Annotated in this window: 17 protein-coding genes; 7 read left to right on the plus strand and 10 right to left on the minus strand. The window is 74.0% G+C overall.

All coding sequences use genetic code 11. The annotated features are described in order from the left end of the window. Nucleotides 1–43 precede the first annotated feature (43 nt). Nucleotides 44–496 (plus strand): MarR family winged helix-turn-helix transcriptional regulator, encoded by a 453-nt coding sequence (locus C1N71_RS13700; protein WP_175414237.1) that lies wholly within the window; start codon nucleotides 44–46, stop codon nucleotides 494–496. A gap of 3 nt (nucleotides 497–499) precedes the next feature. Here C1N71_RS13700 and C1N71_RS13705 read toward each other — a convergent pair whose 3' ends face one another. After that, entirely contained in the window at nucleotides 500–793 is a 294-nt protein-coding gene (locus C1N71_RS13705) for a DUF7882 family protein (protein ID WP_137756921.1), read from the minus strand. Nucleotides 794–1,062: 269 nt separating this feature from the next. Here C1N71_RS13705 and C1N71_RS13710 point away from each other — a divergent pair, with 269 nt between their 5' ends. The 3 genes from C1N71_RS13710 to C1N71_RS15410 all read left to right on the plus strand — a co-directional run bounded on the left by C1N71_RS13710 (nucleotide 1,063) and on the right by C1N71_RS15410 (nucleotide 4,745). After that, on the plus strand, nucleotides 1,063–1,560 hold the full coding sequence (locus tag C1N71_RS13710; RefSeq protein ID WP_254678017.1) for a beta-class carbonic anhydrase: 498 nt from the start codon (nucleotides 1,063–1,065) through the stop codon (nucleotides 1,558–1,560). Between the two features lie 2 nt (nucleotides 1,561–1,562). Continuing rightward, nucleotides 1,563–2,741 (plus strand): MalY/PatB family protein, encoded by a 1,179-nt coding sequence (locus tag C1N71_RS13715; RefSeq protein ID WP_137756923.1) that lies wholly within the window; start codon nucleotides 1,563–1,565, stop codon nucleotides 2,739–2,741. 90 nt (nucleotides 2,742–2,831) lie between these two features. Next, nucleotides 2,832–4,745, plus strand: coding sequence for an AAA family ATPase (locus tag C1N71_RS15410; RefSeq protein WP_254678018.1), 1,914 nt, complete (start codon nucleotides 2,832–2,834; stop codon nucleotides 4,743–4,745). A gap of 13 nt (nucleotides 4,746–4,758) precedes the next feature. Here the strand turns inward: C1N71_RS15410 and C1N71_RS13725 are convergent, their stop codons facing one another. The 7 genes from C1N71_RS13725 to C1N71_RS13755 all read right to left on the minus strand — a co-directional run bounded on the left by C1N71_RS13725 (nucleotide 4,759) and on the right by C1N71_RS13755 (nucleotide 10,889). Continuing rightward, nucleotides 4,759–5,454, minus strand: coding sequence for a MerR family transcriptional regulator (locus C1N71_RS13725; RefSeq protein WP_137756924.1), 696 nt, complete (start codon nucleotides 5,452–5,454; stop codon nucleotides 4,759–4,761). Between the two features lie 101 nt (nucleotides 5,455–5,555). Next, nucleotides 5,556–6,500, minus strand: coding sequence for a nucleoside hydrolase (locus tag C1N71_RS13730; RefSeq protein ID WP_175414238.1), 945 nt, complete (start codon nucleotides 6,498–6,500; stop codon nucleotides 5,556–5,558). Nucleotides 6,501–6,551: 51 nt separating this feature from the next. After that, nucleotides 6,552–6,929, minus strand: a complete 378-nt coding sequence (locus C1N71_RS13735; protein ID WP_137756926.1) for a VOC family protein — start codon at nucleotides 6,927–6,929, stop codon at nucleotides 6,552–6,554. 55 nt (nucleotides 6,930–6,984) lie between these two features. Beyond that, complete coding sequence (locus C1N71_RS13740) at nucleotides 6,985–7,884, minus strand: CPBP family glutamic-type intramembrane protease (RefSeq protein ID WP_254678019.1); 900 nt, start codon at nucleotides 7,882–7,884, stop codon at nucleotides 6,985–6,987. A gap of 764 nt (nucleotides 7,885–8,648) precedes the next feature. Beyond that, nucleotides 8,649–9,320, minus strand: a complete 672-nt coding sequence (locus C1N71_RS13745) for an NAD(P)H-binding protein (protein WP_137756927.1) — start codon at nucleotides 9,318–9,320, stop codon at nucleotides 8,649–8,651. Beyond that, nucleotides 9,317–10,324 carry a glucose-6-phosphate dehydrogenase (coenzyme-F420) gene (fgd, locus tag C1N71_RS13750; protein ID WP_137756928.1) on the minus strand — a complete coding sequence of 336 codons (1,008 nt, stop codon included), beginning with the start codon at nucleotides 10,322–10,324 and terminating at the stop codon, nucleotides 9,317–9,319. Before fgd ends, C1N71_RS13745 begins: the two co-directional genes overlap by 4 nt. 229 nt (nucleotides 10,325–10,553) lie before the next feature. Beyond that, complete coding sequence (locus tag C1N71_RS13755; RefSeq protein WP_137756929.1) at nucleotides 10,554–10,889, minus strand: MarR family winged helix-turn-helix transcriptional regulator; 336 nt, start codon at nucleotides 10,887–10,889, stop codon at nucleotides 10,554–10,556. A gap of 475 nt (nucleotides 10,890–11,364) precedes the next feature. On the opposite strand from C1N71_RS13755, the gene C1N71_RS13765 reads away from it, so the two are divergent. Beyond that, entirely contained in the window at nucleotides 11,365–11,973 is a 609-nt protein-coding gene (locus tag C1N71_RS13765) for a hypothetical protein (protein WP_137756931.1), read from the plus strand. Between the two features lie 250 nt (nucleotides 11,974–12,223). Next, nucleotides 12,224–12,733 carry a 2'-5' RNA ligase family protein gene (locus C1N71_RS13770; RefSeq protein WP_137756932.1) on the plus strand — a complete coding sequence of 170 codons (510 nt, stop codon included), beginning with the start codon at nucleotides 12,224–12,226 and terminating at the stop codon, nucleotides 12,731–12,733. Nucleotides 12,734–12,935: 202 nt separating this feature from the next. Here the strand turns inward: C1N71_RS13770 and dcd are convergent, their stop codons facing one another. Then, a complete protein-coding gene (gene dcd / locus C1N71_RS13775) occupies nucleotides 12,936–13,532 on the minus strand; it encodes a dCTP deaminase (protein ID WP_137756933.1) in 597 nt (198 codons plus the stop codon). A 110-nt stretch (nucleotides 13,533–13,642) separates the two neighbouring features. Here dcd and C1N71_RS13780 point away from each other — a divergent pair, with 110 nt between their 5' ends. After that, nucleotides 13,643–14,017 carry a hypothetical protein gene (locus C1N71_RS13780; RefSeq protein ID WP_137756934.1) on the plus strand — a complete coding sequence of 125 codons (375 nt, stop codon included), beginning with the start codon at nucleotides 13,643–13,645 and terminating at the stop codon, nucleotides 14,015–14,017. A 243-nt stretch (nucleotides 14,018–14,260) separates the two neighbouring features. Here C1N71_RS13780 and C1N71_RS13785 read toward each other — a convergent pair whose 3' ends face one another. Beyond that, nucleotides 14,261–15,106 (minus strand): DUF1206 domain-containing protein, encoded by an 846-nt coding sequence (locus tag C1N71_RS13785; RefSeq protein WP_137756935.1) that lies wholly within the window; start codon nucleotides 15,104–15,106, stop codon nucleotides 14,261–14,263. Nucleotides 15,107–15,276: the final 170 nt, after the last annotated feature.

Below are 15,276 nucleotides of genomic sequence, written 5' to 3' on the forward strand. Positions count from 1 at the left end.
GGCAAGATGGTGCCGAGGCACCCGTGGGAGGGAAGGGACGAGGATGAGCGATCCGTCGTCGACCGACGAGCGCGAGGCCGTGCGCGACTCCCTCGACGAGCTCCGGCACGCCGAGAACCGGCTCGAGCAGCGGCGAGCCCACGGCCAGCGGCCGAGCGAGCTCGACCGGCTCGCCCTCCGCTACGTGGTCGACCGTGCGGCATCCCACGAGGCCGTGACGCCCGGCGGGCTCGCGGCGCACCTCGGCATCTCGAGCCCCAACGTGACCGAGCTGCTGAAGCGGCTCGTCGCGACGGGCGTGGTCGTCACGGCACCGCATCCATCCGACGGACGCAGCAAGATCATCGTGCCCGTGGGCGATGCGGACGGCGGCGAGACGCTGCCGGCCGAGGTCCGCGAGCTCATCGGCAAGCGCACGGCCGCCGAGGCACGGGCGATCGCCGAGTTCCTCGAGGATCTGCGCGACCTCGTCGATCGCACGGATCTACGCGACTGAGGCTCAGGCGGCGACGCGCGCCATCCAGGCCTCGCACACGTCCACGCCGCCCTTGTTGGCCTGCGCGACCATGTGCTGGAGGCGCTGCTGGTCGAGGGGCTCGCGCGTCGGCATCGTGGCGATGCGGATGTCGGCGGCGGTGTGGACCCAGATGCGCTCGAGGCCCTCGGCGTCCGAGCGCACGAGCGCCAGGAAGGGCTCCCCGCGTCGCAGCTTGGCCACCATGACGGCGGAGAAGTGGCGCAGCGCCTCGTCCTCCAGCTCGAACGCGGTCGATCCGTAGTGCAGCGTGCCCATGTCGCTCCTCCTTGCTCGTGACGCGGTGGCGTCGATGTCGCGGGGTCCGACGTGTCGGGTCGGGAGCGCGGCGATCGTCATGCGATCGCATGCCTCGACGGTACGACCGGGCGTGCGAAGTGCTTCCGTCGCCGAACGATCGCCGCCGGCGCGATCCCCCGGGACACCGAGCGAGTCGACGGATCGCGTCGAGCCCCCACCGAACCATCTGCCTCGCGTGCGCGTGCGAGGCGTCGGGATTCGCGCGCGAGTCGGCGTACCGTGTCCTCGTGGACCAGCACTTCGACGACCTCCTCGCCGCGAACCGTGCGTACGCGGACGCCTTCGACCTCCAGGGCTTCGACGGCATCGCCAAGGCCGGGGTCATGCTCGTGACCTGCATGGACTCGCGCATCGAGCCCCTCGGCATGCTCGGGCTGCGGCCCGGCGACGCCAAGATCCTGCGCAACCCCGGCGGCCGCGTCGACGATCGCGCGCTCGTGGCGCTCGTGCTCGGCAACAACCTGCTGGGCGTCGACCGCATCCTCATCGTCGAGCACACGCGCTGCGCCGTCGCCTCGAACGACGAGGAGACGATCCTCACGCGCATCGGCGAGTCGGCAAGGCAGGACGCGCACTGGCTGCCGGTCGACCCGATCGCCGACCAGCGTCGCGCGCTCGCTGCCGACGTGCACAAGGTGACGGCGCACCCGCTCATCGCCGACTCCGTGCACGTGGGCGGCTTCCTCTACGACGTCGACACGGGCCTGCTGGAGCGGGTCGCCTGAGCATGGCGGTCACCGGCCCCCTCGAGGAGGTGCCGCTCGAGCGGCTGCGCGAGCGCACGAGCATCAAGTGGCGCCACTTCGAGCCCGACGTGCTGCCGATGTGGGTGGCGGAGATGGACGTCGTGCCCGCGACGCCCATCCGGGACGCCCTCGCGCGAGCGCTGCGCGACGGCGACACGGGCTACGGCCGCGGCGTCGGCTACGCCGAGGCGTACGCGCGCTTCAGCGAGGCGCGCTGGGGCTTCGCACCCGATCCCGCGGCCTCCGTGACCGTGGCGGACGTCATGACGGGCGTCTTCGAGCTCGTCCGCATGGTGACGGACCCCGGCGACGAGGTCGTCGTGACGAGCCCCGTGTACCCGCCGTTCCACGGCTTCGTGCGTCACGCGGGCCGCGTGGTGCGGGAGGCGCCGCTCACGCCAGACGCGCGCCTCGACGTCGCCGCGATCGACGACGCGCTCGCGGCGGCGAGCGCCGGCGGCAGCCGGACGGCGCTGCTGCTCGCGAGCCCCCACAACCCCACCGGCACCGTGCACGCGCGCGCCGAGCTCGAGGCCGTCGCGAGCGTCGCCGAGCGGCACGGCGCGACCGTGATCGTCGACGAGGTCCACGCGCCGCTCACGCTGCCCGGCGCCGTCTTCACGCCCTACCTCGCCGTCGACCCTCGCGGCCTCGTCGTCACGTCGGCGTCGAAGGCGTGGAACCTCGCGGGCCTGCGCAGCGCCACCATCCTCGCCGGGGCGGATGCCGCGGCGACGCTGCGCACCATCCCCGAGGTCGTGACCCATGGGCCGAATCACCTCGCGGTCATCGCCCACGCCGCGGCCTACGACGAGGGACGCGCGTGGCTCGACGCCGTCGTCGCGGGCATCGCCGCCAACCATGCGCTCGCCCGCGACCTCCTGCAGGGCTCCGGCGTCGAGCATCGCGTCCCCGACGCGACCTACCTCGCGTGGCTCGACCTGTCGCGCACGCCTCTCGCCGATCCCGACGCCCGTGCCGACGGCGGCGTCGTCACCGACGCGAGCCGCCCGAGCACGGCGCTGCGGGCCGCGGGCCTCGGCGTGAACGCCGGGGAGCCCTTCGGCGCGGGCGGCGAGAACCACGTGCGGATGAACCTCGGCACGTCCCAGGCGATCGTGCGCGAGGGCGTCGCGAGGCTGCGTGCCGCGATCGCATAGCGTGCCCGGGCGCTCCCCACGAGCACCCAGGATCGGGCATCGCCGAGCGAGTAGCCTCATCCGCGGAACGTCCGAGGGCTGGAGGGCTCCGTGAGCGAGCAGATCGTGCCGCAGACGCGCATCCGCGCCGAGATCCGCACCGACGGATCCGGCGTGCTCGACGTCAACGGCACCCATCGCCACATCGAGCCGGGACCCTTCCCGCAGACGCGCACGGCGATCGTGTCGCACGCGGCGGAGTTCGCCGCGGCCCTGCGACGCCCGATCGGCGTGACGATCGGTGGCGCGGACGGGCACTGGGAGATCGTCGTCCACCCGGACGGCTCCGTCTCCGACGTGCGACAGCTCGAGCCGCCGGCGGCCGAGCCCATCCCGTCGACGCCGCCGCTGGCCGCGGAGGAGTCCGCCGCACCGCCCGCCGCGGCCGCGCCCGCGCCATCGGACGAGCCGCGCGCAGAGCCCGCGCTCGCCGAGTCCGAGCCTCGCCCCGCGGGCCTCATCGCCTCGGTGCCCTCCGCGCCCGCCGCGTCCACGGTCGACGTGCCGTCCTTCGGCCAGACGGGCCCCGCTCCGACCCTCACGGACGCGACCCTCGCCTCGCGCGACGACCTGTCGGAGGCGGATGCCGGCGACGCCTCGGGCGCCGAGGAGCTGCCCGCGACGCACGAGCCGGCGCCCGCCGAAGAGGCGCAGCCCTCACCGGCGCTGCCCGCGTTCGAGCCCGCCGCCCTCGACGACACCGTCGCGTCGTCGCGGCTCGCCGAGCCGCCACCCACGTCGCCGTCGGTGCCGCTGCAGGCGCCGATCGGCTCCGTGCCCGGCTACGACCCGCTCCTCGACGAGACGGTGACGCGTCCGCCGTCCGCCACGCCGATCGCCTCGGTGCCGAGCGCGCCCGCAGCCGCGCCGCCCGCGCCCGCGTACCAGCCCGGGCAGGTCGCAGCGGAGCCCGCGCCGTCCGCACCCATCCAGCATGCGCCGATCGCCTCGGCGCCGCAGGCGATGCCCGCGAGCGCGACGCCGGCGCCGCAGAGCGCGCCCGCGCGCGGCTACGCGCCCGGGGAGCTGTCCGGACCGATGACGGCGGACGGACGCCACTCGTTCCTCGAGGCCGCGCAGCGGCAGACGCCGGCGCAGCAGGGCCTGCGCGGCGCGATGACCCGCATGGGTCTCAAGATGGCGCCGAGCCAGGAGGAGCTCGCGGAGCGGGCCGATGAGCGCGCCGTGAGCCAGCACTGGTCGGGGCCGCGCACCATCGCCGTCGTGAACGGCAAGGGCGGCGCGGGCAAGACGCCCACGACGGTGCTGCTCTCGGCGATGTTCGCGCAGCTCGGCGGCGGCGGCGTGCTCGCGTGGGACAACAACCAGACGCGCGGCACCCTCGGCTGGCGCACCGAGCGCGGGCCGCACGAGGCGACGCTGCTCGAGCTGCTGCCGCAGGCGGAGCGCCTGCTGTCCGCCGGCGCGCAGGCGGGCGACCTCGCGGCGTTCGTGCATCACCAGACGCAGGACAAGTACGACGTGCTGCGCTCGAAGCCCATGCGCCTCGCGCACGAGAACCGCGTCAGCCCCGCCGACGTCGACGCGATCCACGCCGTCGCGTCGAAGTACTACCGCATCATCGTCATCGACTCGGGCAACGACGAGTCCGACCCGATGTGGCTGCGGATGATCGACCACGCCGACCAGATCGTCGTCGCCACCACGACGAGGGCCGACCACGCAGAGGCGGGCGCGCTGCTGCTCGAGGCGCTCGCGCAGCGCGACGAGCGCTCCGCCATCCTCGCCCAGCGCTCGGTCGTCGTCGTGAGCCAGGCGGACCCGAAGGCATCGAGGCAGGACGTCGACGGCGTCATCTCGGGCTACGGGCCGCTCGCACGGGAGGTCGTGCGCATCCCGTTCGACCAGGCGATCGTCGACGGCCACCTGCGGCTCGCATCCCTGCGGCCGGAGACGCGCCGCGCGTGGCTCGGCGCTGCCGCCGCCGTCGCGCGCGGCCTGTAGCTGCTCCGAGCGGTCAGGCGCCGGCGGCCGGGCGCAGCCCGTGACCGCTCGTCGGCGGGCGGTCCTGCCGCGATCCCGTGCCTCGCGGTGGCTCGGCGATGCTCGCCTGGCGCGCGACGTGCTCCTGCGCGATGCGCCGCATGCCCAGCAGCATGGCGTCGCCGAGCACCGTGCCGATGACGACGGTCTCCGCGACGCGCGAGCGCGCCGCGGCCGCGCGCCCGACGGCGGCGAGATCCTCGCGAGCGATGAGCTCGACCGGCGCGCCGTAGACCTCGAGCATCTCCTCGACGTCGTCCCGGCCGACGGAGATCGCGGTGTCGACGACCGCGGCGCACTGCAGCACGCCCGGGTTGTCGTCGCTGATCTGCCATCCGTGCCGCGCGATCGCGCCGCGCACCATGGCGATCGCCTCCTCCGACGGCGGCTGCTCGACGCGCGAGACCGCGCGGTGCGCGTCACGCACGACGACCTCGATGGGCAGCGACTCGTCGTCGATGGCGTCGAGCAGCTCGCTCACCGCCGCGAGCGAGAGCCGCCCGCCCTCGACGAGCGCGCGGATGAGGCGCAGCCTCGCGACGTGCGTCTCGTCGTACGACGTGCTGTTCACCGACTCGCGCACGCCGGGATGCAGGAGCCCCTCGCGCACGTAGAACTTCACGAGCGCGACGCTCACGCCGGCAGCGGCGCTCACCTCTCGCACATGCATCGCGACCTCCTCCGCCTGACGACGACCGACTGGGGTGCTCGGTCGGTCGGAAGGCCTCTCGTCGTCCGCAGCGAAGTGAGCCTACTCCCAGGCGCAGTCCGCTAAGGGCGGCGTTGGAGGATGTCGAGCATCCTTCGCTCGAATCCGTCCCCCACCTCGAGGACGACGCGGTGCCGGGCGTCCGGCTCGTCCTGCCAGACGCCGTCGACGAGCTCGAGGGCCGCGTGCGTGCGGCCGCGCTCGGGCCCGTCGGAGCAGTCGACCGTCACGGTCGCGAGCGGCGAGCGCGTCGTGGGCACGAGCCCCGTGGCGATGCCGAGCGCCACCGCATCGTGGTTGACCGCGGCGCGACGGCCGAGGACCGGCTCGTAGAAGTCCATGTAGGCGTCGAGCATCGCCGCGAGCCGGCGGCCGAGCGCATCGCCGCGCGCGAGCTCGTCGCGCATCGCCTCCGTGATGATCGAGTCCATCGTCACGTCGAGCCCGACGAGGGTCACCTCCCACGGCGCCGCGAGCACGATCGCCGCCGCCTCCGGGTCGTGATGGATGTTCGCCTCGGCGAAGGCGTTGACGTTGCCGCGGCGCAGCACGGCCCCGCCCATGACCGTGACCTGCCGGATGCGCTCGGGCAGCGTCGGATCGGCGTCGAGGGCGTGCGCGAGGTTCGTGAGCGGACCGACGGCGACGAGCTCGAGATCCTGCACCGCGTGGCTCGCGGCGAGGATCGTCTCGACGGCGGTGCGGTCGGACCGCCTGGCGACGTGGTCCAGGTCGGCGAAGCCGCCGAGCCCATCCTCGCCGTGCACCTGCGGCGAGTACCAGGCGGGTCGACCGTCGTAGGGACCGGCCGCCCCGACGGCGACGGGCACGTCGTCGCGACCGGCGAGCGCGAGGATCTCGCTCGTGTTGCGCGCGCCCTGCTCGACGTCGACGTTGCCCCACACGACGGTGCAGGCGACGAGGTCGATGGCGGCGCTGCGCGCCGCGGTGGCGATCGCGAGCGCGTCGTCGATGCCGGTGTCCACGTCGAGGATGATGCTCGTCACCCTGGCGATCCTAGGTCGGTCGGCATCCTCCGACCGCCCGCGCGCCCGCTCCTACGACTCGCCGGCGCGGCAGAGGCAGAAGGGGTGACCGGCAGGGTCGACGAAGACGCGGAACCCGCCGTCCTTCGACGGCTGCTCGTCGGCGAGCGTCGCACCGAGCGCGAGCACCTGCGGCTCGGCGGCGGGGATGTCGTCGACCCACAGGTCGAGGTGCATCTGCTGCGGGTGCTCCTGCCCGGGCCACTCGGGGGCGCGGTAGCCGTCGGCGCGCTGGAAGCACAGCGGCGGCCATCCCTCCCCGTACGCCTCGGCCCACGACCCGTCGTCGTCGGCGTGGTGATCCCAGCCGAGCACGGCGGCGTAGAAGCCGGCGAGCGCGCCTGGATCGGGGCAGTCGAGGACGATGCTGGGCTGTCGCGCGATGGCCATGCTGCGACGGTAGCCCTCGCCTCCGACATCCGCGACGGGCCACCGCATCCGGGCCTCAGCCGACGAGCGGTGCCGCCAGGGGGAAGATCCAGAGCAGCTCGGGCATGCGCCCCGCGACGATCGCGAGGAAGACGACGACGTCGAACAGCAGGTGCACCGTGACGACGTAGAGCAGGTTGCGCTTGGAGAGCTTGAAGATGAGGCCCTGCACGAGCGCGAAGGGGATGGTGAGCAGCGGCCCCCACGACTGGTACCCCAGCTCCCACAGGAACGACACGAAGATCGTCGCCTGCAGCACGTTCGCGACCCACAGCGGGAAGTGGCGCAGCAGCAGCGTGAAGACGATGCAGATGAAGAAGAGCTCGTCCCACAGCCCGACGGCGTTGACGCCGAGGAAGAAGCGCAGGATCTCGCCGTCGTCGGCGAGCTCGGGCCAGTTCAGGTAGACGCCGGAGCCGAGGAAGTAGACGGGCAGGATGAGGTAGCCCGCGACGATCACGACGGCGACGTACGTCCATTGCGCGCGCGTCCACCGCCCGCCGCGCCACGGGAACGCGATGCTGCGCTCCTTGTAGATCAGGCGCGTGATGACGACCGGGATGACGATCGCGAGACCGAGGACGACCGTGAAGCGCGCGACGCCCGCCCACGACACGTCCGCCTTCAGCTCGGTGAGGCTGATGACCGTGAGGCTCGCGCCGATGACGGCGAGGTCGGCACCGAGCCGCCGCGACAGCCCCGCGCGATCCGTGAGCACGCCGCCGAGCACGCCCGAGAGCAGGATGACGTAGCCCGGGATCGTCTCGAGGAAGGCGAAGAGCACGACGGCCGACAGCGAGACGAGCGCCGCCGGCACGATCGCGATCGGATGCGTCGTCGTGGGATCGGGCTGCTCGGCACCCGGACGGGACGCGGCGCTCTGCGGCTGCGGCTCGGTGGCCTCGGAGGCGGTCACGCGCTCACCATACGAGTCGATCCCCGGCGGGCGCTGGGGGTGGACGGCGCGCGCCGAGGCCCTCCCCCAGCGCGACGCGATGGCGTCGAGCGCTGCGACGTCTGCTGTCCTCACCAGCCGGTCGAGGAGCGCGCGAGCCGCCAGGCGAGCACGCGTCACGAGACCGCCGCTCCCGATCAGCCGTGTGCATCGTCGCGTCGAGCAGGCACCTCACGTGGCCTCGTGACGGCTGCAGCCCGCGGCTGCGGCCTCCTCGACCAGCTGGTGGGACCCGACCGATGCGCGGGACCCGTTCGCGGCTCGCTCCGCTCGCACCTCAAGCGCCGGTGCTGGAACCGCCCCCACGCAGCCGGTCGAGGAGCGCGCGAGCGCAGCGAGCACGCGTCACGAGACCACGCGACCGCCGCTCCCGATCAGCCGTGTGCATCGTCGCGCCGAGCAGGCACCTCACGTGGCCTCGTGACGGCTGCAGCCCGCGGCTGCGGCCTCCTCGACCAGCTGGTGGGAGCCGACCGATCCGCGGGACCCGTTCGAGGCTCGCTCCGCTCGCACCTCAAGGGCCGGTGCTGGCACCGCCCCCACGCAGCCGGTCGAGGAGCGCGCGAGCGCAGCGAGCACGCGTCACGAGACCACGCGACCGCCGCTCCCACCCGACCACGCACCCGATCGCGTCGGGCGGGCGCCTCACGAGGTCTCGTGACGGCTGCAGCCTGCGGCTGCGGCCGCCTCGACCAGCTGGTGGAGCGCCGCCGACTCGGCGCGCGTCAGCCCCGCGCCGCGATCGCGTCGAGGGCCTCGCCGATCGGCGTGGAACCCGTGTTCGCCTCCACGATCGCGTGGCCGAGCGCGGGCCGCTCGAGCACCGCGGCGACGAGCGCCGCGACGTCGGCGCGTGCGATCGTGCCGGGCTCGACCGACGCATCCAGCTGCCGCGCGTCGATGGCGCCGGTCGGCTCGTCGAGCGTGAGCCCGCTCGGGCGCAGGATGACCCAGTCGAGGTCCGAGGCCTCGATGGCGGCGTCGGCCTCGGTCTTCGCGTCGGCGTAGGCGCGGAACGACGAGTCGGCAGGCACGCCGTGGTCGGGGCCCGCGCCGAAGTACGAGACCATCACGAATCGGCGCGCCCCGGCGGTCTCGGCCGCCTCGAGCGTGCGGATCGCGGCGTCGCGGTCGACCGCGACGGTGCGCTCGGGCGATCCCCCGCCCGCGCCCGCCGACCAGACGACCGCATCCTGTCCCTCGAGGAGCCCCGTGAGCGCGGCGACGTCCATCGCCTCAACGTCGGCCACGACGGGCGTCGCGCCCGTGGCGGCGACGTCGCTCTCGTGCTCGGGATTGCGGATGACCGAGCGGACCTCGTGCCCGGCCGCGACGAGCAGCGGCGCGGCGAGCAGCGCCACCTTGCCGTGGCCTCCGATGATCGTGACGCGCATCATGCCTCCTTCTGCTTGAGCAGCGGCAGCACGTCCTCGGCGAACTGGTCGAGGAAGCGCTGCTGGTCGTGGCCCGGTCCGTGGAAGACCAGATGGGTGAATCCGAGGTCGACGTAGTGGCCGATCGCGGCCGCAGCCTCCTCGGGGTCGGAGGAGACGATCCAGCGCTTCGCGACCTGCTCGATGGGCAGCTCGTCGGCGAGGCGCTGCATCTCGGTGGGCGAGTGCACCGACTGCTTCTGCTCGGGCGTGAGCGACAGCGCCGCCCAGAAGCGCGTGCCCTCGAGCGCCTGCTCCGGGTCGCGGTCGTACGACACCTTGATCTCGATCATGCGGTCGACGTCGGCATCCGATCGCTCGGCCTTCGCGATGCCCTCCTCGAGGTTCGGCACGATCGTCTCGAGGTAGTACGCGTCGCCCTTGCCGGACGTGCAGATGTGCCCGTCGGCGACGCGGCCGGCGTAGCGCGTCGTGGCGGGGCCGCCGCCGGCGACGTAGATGGGGATGGGCTCGTGCGGCTTGTCGTAGATCGTCGCGCCGTCGGTCGAGTAGTGCTCGCCCTCGAACGTGACGAGGTCCTCGGTCCACAGCCTGCGGATGAGGCGCACCGCCTCGCGCAGGCGCGCGAAGCGCTCGGGCCCGTCGGGGAACGCGACGCCGATCGCGTGCTCGTTGAGCGCCTCGCCCGTGCCGACGCCGAGGATGAACCGGCCGGGGTGCACCTGTCCGAGCGTCGCGAACGCCTGGGCGATGACCGCGGGGTGGTAGCGCAGCGTCGGCGTGAGCACCGACGTGCCGAGCACGATGCTGCGCGTGCGCTCGGCGGCCATGCCGAGCCAGGTGAGGGCGTTGGGCGCGTGGCCGCCCTCGTGCCGCCAGGGCTGGAGGTGGTCGGAGATGAAGGCCGAGTCGAACCCGACGCGCTCCGCCTCGACGACGAGGTCGAGGAGCTGGGCGGGCGTGAACTGCTCGGCGCTGGCCTTGTATCCGTAGCGCATGCTCCCCATGCTGCACCCTCTCCCTCGTCGGCGCCCCGGTCGACGACGTGCCTGTCGCGCACGCGGTGCGCGTGCTATCGCCGCGGTCGTCGATTGCCCACTTCCTGCGGTGACTGGTCGCAGATGCGAGGTGACTGGTCGCGGATGCACGGTGACTGGTCGCAATCGCGCCTGACTGGTCGGGGTTCCGGTGCAACTGCGACCAGTCGGACGGGGACCGCGACCGGTCGGCGAGACCTCACGCGCGCGGCCACGCCTCGACGACGCGGGAGAGGAGCGCGGCGAGCTGCTGCCGCTCCTCCGGAGCGAGCACGGCGAGCGCCTCGGCCACCGGCGCCGCTCGGCGCTCGCGGTGCGCATCCGCATGCGCGCGCCCCTTCGCCGTGACGACGATGCGCGTGCGACGCGCGTCCGACGGATCCGGCTCGCGCCGCACGAGCCCCTCATGCTGCAGCATCTGCACGACGCGGGATGCGCGAGGCTGGTCGATGCCGATCGCCGCGCCGAGGTCGGTGATCGACATGGGCTGCTCGGATGCGGCGAGCACCGCGAGTGCGCGGTGCACGGCCAGCATGCGCCCTCGGCCGCCGGGTCCGCGGCCGTGCGGTCCGCGTCCGCGATGCGGATCGTCGCCATCGTCGGCGTCGCCGTGCGGCCCGCGCTGGGGCCAGGCGCCGCGCCCGCCACGGCCGAAGGGAGCCTCGCCGTCGAAGGGCCTGGGGCCGCCGGCAGGACCGTCGCCTTCGCGGCCGGCTCCGCGTCCGCCGGGGCCGCGCATCCACGGCCCGCCCGGCCCCGGAAGGCCTCTGCCGCGGCGCAGGATGGCGAGCGCGTCGAGCGCATCGGCGACGGCGGCGACGGACTCGTCGGACGCGGGGTCTTGACGTGACGGGCACATGCATGTCATCCTACATATGCATGCATTTCGACATGCAGTTGCGATGCACCGAGGACCTGCCTCGCCCGCCCCTCGAATCCCCGAGCCGCGGATGCGAGGCACGACGCCGCCGACGGCGCCCGGCATCGCCGAGGACCCTGAAGGAGCCACCATGAGCACCCACGACGACCACGACCAGTCCACGCCCGAGCCGCGCGACGAGCGCCGCTGCGAGCATTCGCGCGCCGACCATCCGCACGACGAGCACCCGCACCACGGCCACGGCCGGAGGGGCTCCGGCCCGCGGTGGCGCGAGGGCCTCGGCCCCGATCACCGCGGCCCCGGCCCCGAGCGCACGGAGCGCGAGGGCGACGAGCGCACCTCGTTCGACGACCGCCGCCCCTTCGGGCGCGGCATGCACCCCGCGCGCGCGTTCGGGCGCCCCTTCGGCCACGGCGGGCGCGGCTTCGGTCCGCGCCCCTTCGGCCCGGGTCGTCCGACGAGCGACGAGCACGGCGAGCGGATGCGCGACGAGCGCGCCGACCACCGCGCCGCCCGCGGCCGGCAGCGCCGACTCGACCGCCGCATCCTGCGCACCGCGCGCATCGTGGCGTTCGCCGAGCATCGCTCGGGCCGCGAGGCCGTCGAGCGCACGATGGCGGCGAGCGTGAGCCACGCCGACCACGAGGCGACGATGCGCACCCTGCGCACCATCGCCCGCGCCGTGCGCGCCGAGCACCTGCCCGAGCGCGGCCGCGGCCGTCGCCGCCAGCAGGGCTGACCCATCGAGCACGACGGGCCGCACCGAGAGGTGCGGCCCGTCGTCGTGTCCGGTGGACTGTGCGCGGCTGCGAGTCCTCGAGGCGCTCCGCGTCGCGAGGACTCGGATCCGCGCACGTTCGACCGCGCACCGATGGCCCCCTGGTCGAGGCGGTCGCCATCCAGCCCGTGGAGATGTGCACCGAAGCGGACCGGCGCGCCTGCATGCGGGATGGTCGCCCGCTCGCGTGCACGTCTCCCACACTGGAGCCATGGACCTCGCTCCGATCACGAGCATCGAGCTGCTGCTCGACGCCGATGCCGAGGCGGCCGTGCGCGCCGAGTGGGATGCGCTCGCGGCCGCCGGGCTGTCGAGCCTCGCGCCGCACACGGCGCCGTCGAACCGGCCGCACGTCACGCTGCTCGCGCGCCGGGGCGGCGTGCCGCATCCGCTCCCCGTACCCGACGACGCGCTGCCAGTGCCGCTCGTGCTCGGCGCGCCGCTGCTGTTCGGCGATGGGGACCGCCGCATCCTCGTGCGCTCTGTCGTGCCGTCGAAGGCGTTGCTCGCGCTGCACGCGGCGGTGCGGGACGCGGCGGGCGTCGGAGACGACGTCGAGCACATGGCGCCCGGCGCGTGGACGCCGCACGTCACCCTCGCCCGCCGTCTACGACTCGCGGACCTCGAGCGTGCGCTGCCGCTCGTCGGCGGCGCGCTTCCGTGCGAGGGCGTCGCGCTGCGCCGCTGGGATGCGGGCACGCGCACGGTGACGCCGCTCTGAGCGTGCGCCGATCGCCGATCGGTCCCGTCGTGGACCGATGGAGCGGTGCAGCCCTACCGCGCGCGGCCGATGGACGCACGAACTCGCCGATCGGAGCCACAACTCGCCAATCGAGGCAGGAACTCGCCGATCACCGCGAGCACTGGCCGATCGAGGCACGACAGGGCCGATCAACGACGCGAGCCGCGGCGGCGCCGGAGCCTCAGCCCTCGGGCGGCGCCGGCGGCACCGGCGTGAGGTGGAACGACGCGAACGAGCGACTCGCGGTCGGTCCGCGCTGCCCCTGGTACCGGTTCTTGTTGTCGCCGGTGCCGTACGGGTGCTCCGACGGGCTCGAGAGCTGGAAGTAGCAGATCTGCCCGATCTTCATGCCCGGCCATAGCTTCACGGGCAGGGTCGAGACGTTCGCGAGCTCGAGCGTCACGTGGCCCGAGAATCCGGGATCGATGAAGCCGGCGGTCGAGTGCGTCAGCAGGCCGAGGCGGCCGAGCGACGACTTGCCCTCGAGCCTGGCCGCGACGTCGTCGGGCAGCGAGACGCGCTCGAGCGTCGCACCGAGCACGAACTCGCCGGGGTGCAGGATGAACGCCTCGCCATCGGGGGTGTCCACGAGCCGGGTGAGCTCGGGCTGGTCGATCGACGGATCGATGAACGGGTACCGGTGGTTGTCGAAGAGCCGGAACTGCCGGTCGAGGCGCACGTCGACGCTCGAGGGCTGCACCATCGACAGGTCGAGCGGGTCGAGGCCCAGGTCGCCCGAGTCCAGTCGGGCACGGATGTCGCGGTCGCTCAGCAGCACGGCACGAGCCTATGCCGTCGTCGTGCGGGCGAGCGCGGGCGTCGCACAGGCACGAGACGCGGGATTGACGCGTCGACCGTCAGCGCGGATCGTGGATGCAGGAGGTCGCCATGCCCGCATCCGTGCCCGGTCGCCCGGCGCCGAGCAGCCCCGGTCTCGCCACCCTCGTCGAGCAGGTGGCGCGCGTCGTCGCGCGCGCTCGCGCGGAGCAGGGGGATGCGGCGGTGCAGGACCGCGTCGCGTCCGCGATTACGCCGGAGGACGCCGAGACCGCGGCCCGCGTGCTGCGGACGCTCGGACAGCAGCTCGGCGGGACGCAGGGTGCACCCGTCGACCTCGGCGCGCTCGACGCTCGGCTGCGGTCGATCGCCGACGCCGGAGCCGACGCCACGCCAGTCTCGGACGGCCCGAGCGAACCGCCTGCGCCGCCGAGCGGCCGGCCGGTGCCGCCCACGGGTCTGCGATCGGCGATGCGGCGGCGCTGAGACGCTGCGATCCTGCGCGCCTCCCCGGTGGCGGAGGTGAGGCGGGGGCGTGTCGCCCTCCCGGCATCGGCCGACGCTCTTTCGAGACGCGACCTCCGAGACGCTCGCGGCGCTCGCTCCGCATGACCCGCGCGTCGAGCCTCGACGGAGCCGCACCCACCGGCGATCCGGCAGCGCACGCCTGCTCGAGGCTCCGCTCGCGCCGAGGGCGGCGGCGCTGCTGCATTCCGGTGCCGTGCGACCTCAGCGCTTCGACGCCCAGATCCCCCGCACGATGCTGAAGACCCCATAGGCGCCGAGGCCGAGGCCGACGACGAGCAGCGCCGCGACGCCGAACGGCAGCTGCTGCAGCGAGCGCAGCCCGCCGTCGAGGCCGCCCGCCTCCTGAGGATCGTGTGCGATGGCCGCGGCGACGAACAGCACGCCGACGAGCGCGATCGCGACGCCCTTCGCGACGTAGCCGGCGACGCCGAGCGCCGTGACCGCGCGGCGCGCGGACGCCGGCGGCGAGACATGCTTCTCGAAGGACCGTCGCGCGCCCTGCACGACGAAGGCGACGCCGATGGCGAGGACGCCGACACCGACGACGCCGACGAGCACCTGCCCGAAGGGCTGCGCCATGAGTGCGCCCGAGAGCGACTCCGCCTGCGCGTCACCGCCGCCGCCGCTGCCGAGCGCCGTGCGGATGCCGGTCGCGGCGACGGCGGCGTAGGCGATCGCCTTCCCGATGCCCTTCGCGAGCGCCTTCCCGCCTCCGCTCGCTCGCTGCGCGACCCCTTCGAGCAGCGCGAACACGGCGAGCGCGACGAGCGCGATCGACACGGCCCAGAGCGCGCCGACGCCGAGCGGCGTCGCGGCGATGGCGGCCATCGCGCCGCCCTGGTCGGCGGATCCGCCGCCCGCGCCGACCGCGACGGCGACGACGATGCCCGCGAGCGCGAGGTGCACGATGCCGTTCGCGACGTGTCCGACGCGCATCCCGATCCGCATGCCGCGGCTGCGCTCGAGCCGCGACGCGTGCCGCTCGGCGTCGCCGGCGGCGTCCTTCGCTGCGCCGGCTGCGCGGCGCACGTCCTGACGATCGACCATGCTCGCGACGCTAGCCGTGCCCCGGGGCGCCTGCGACCAGTTGCGCCGCCGCCCGCGCGCGCGTATCGCATCGCCATCCCGGCAGCTCACAGCGCATCCAGCGACCGGCCAGCGAGCATCCAGCGCGCTCCGTAGCGTCGGAGGCTTCCCATCCCTTCGACGAGAGGTCG

The organism is Agrococcus sp. SGAir0287, from assembly GCF_005484985.1.
Taxonomy (GTDB): domain Bacteria; phylum Actinomycetota; class Actinomycetes; order Actinomycetales; family Microbacteriaceae; genus Agrococcus.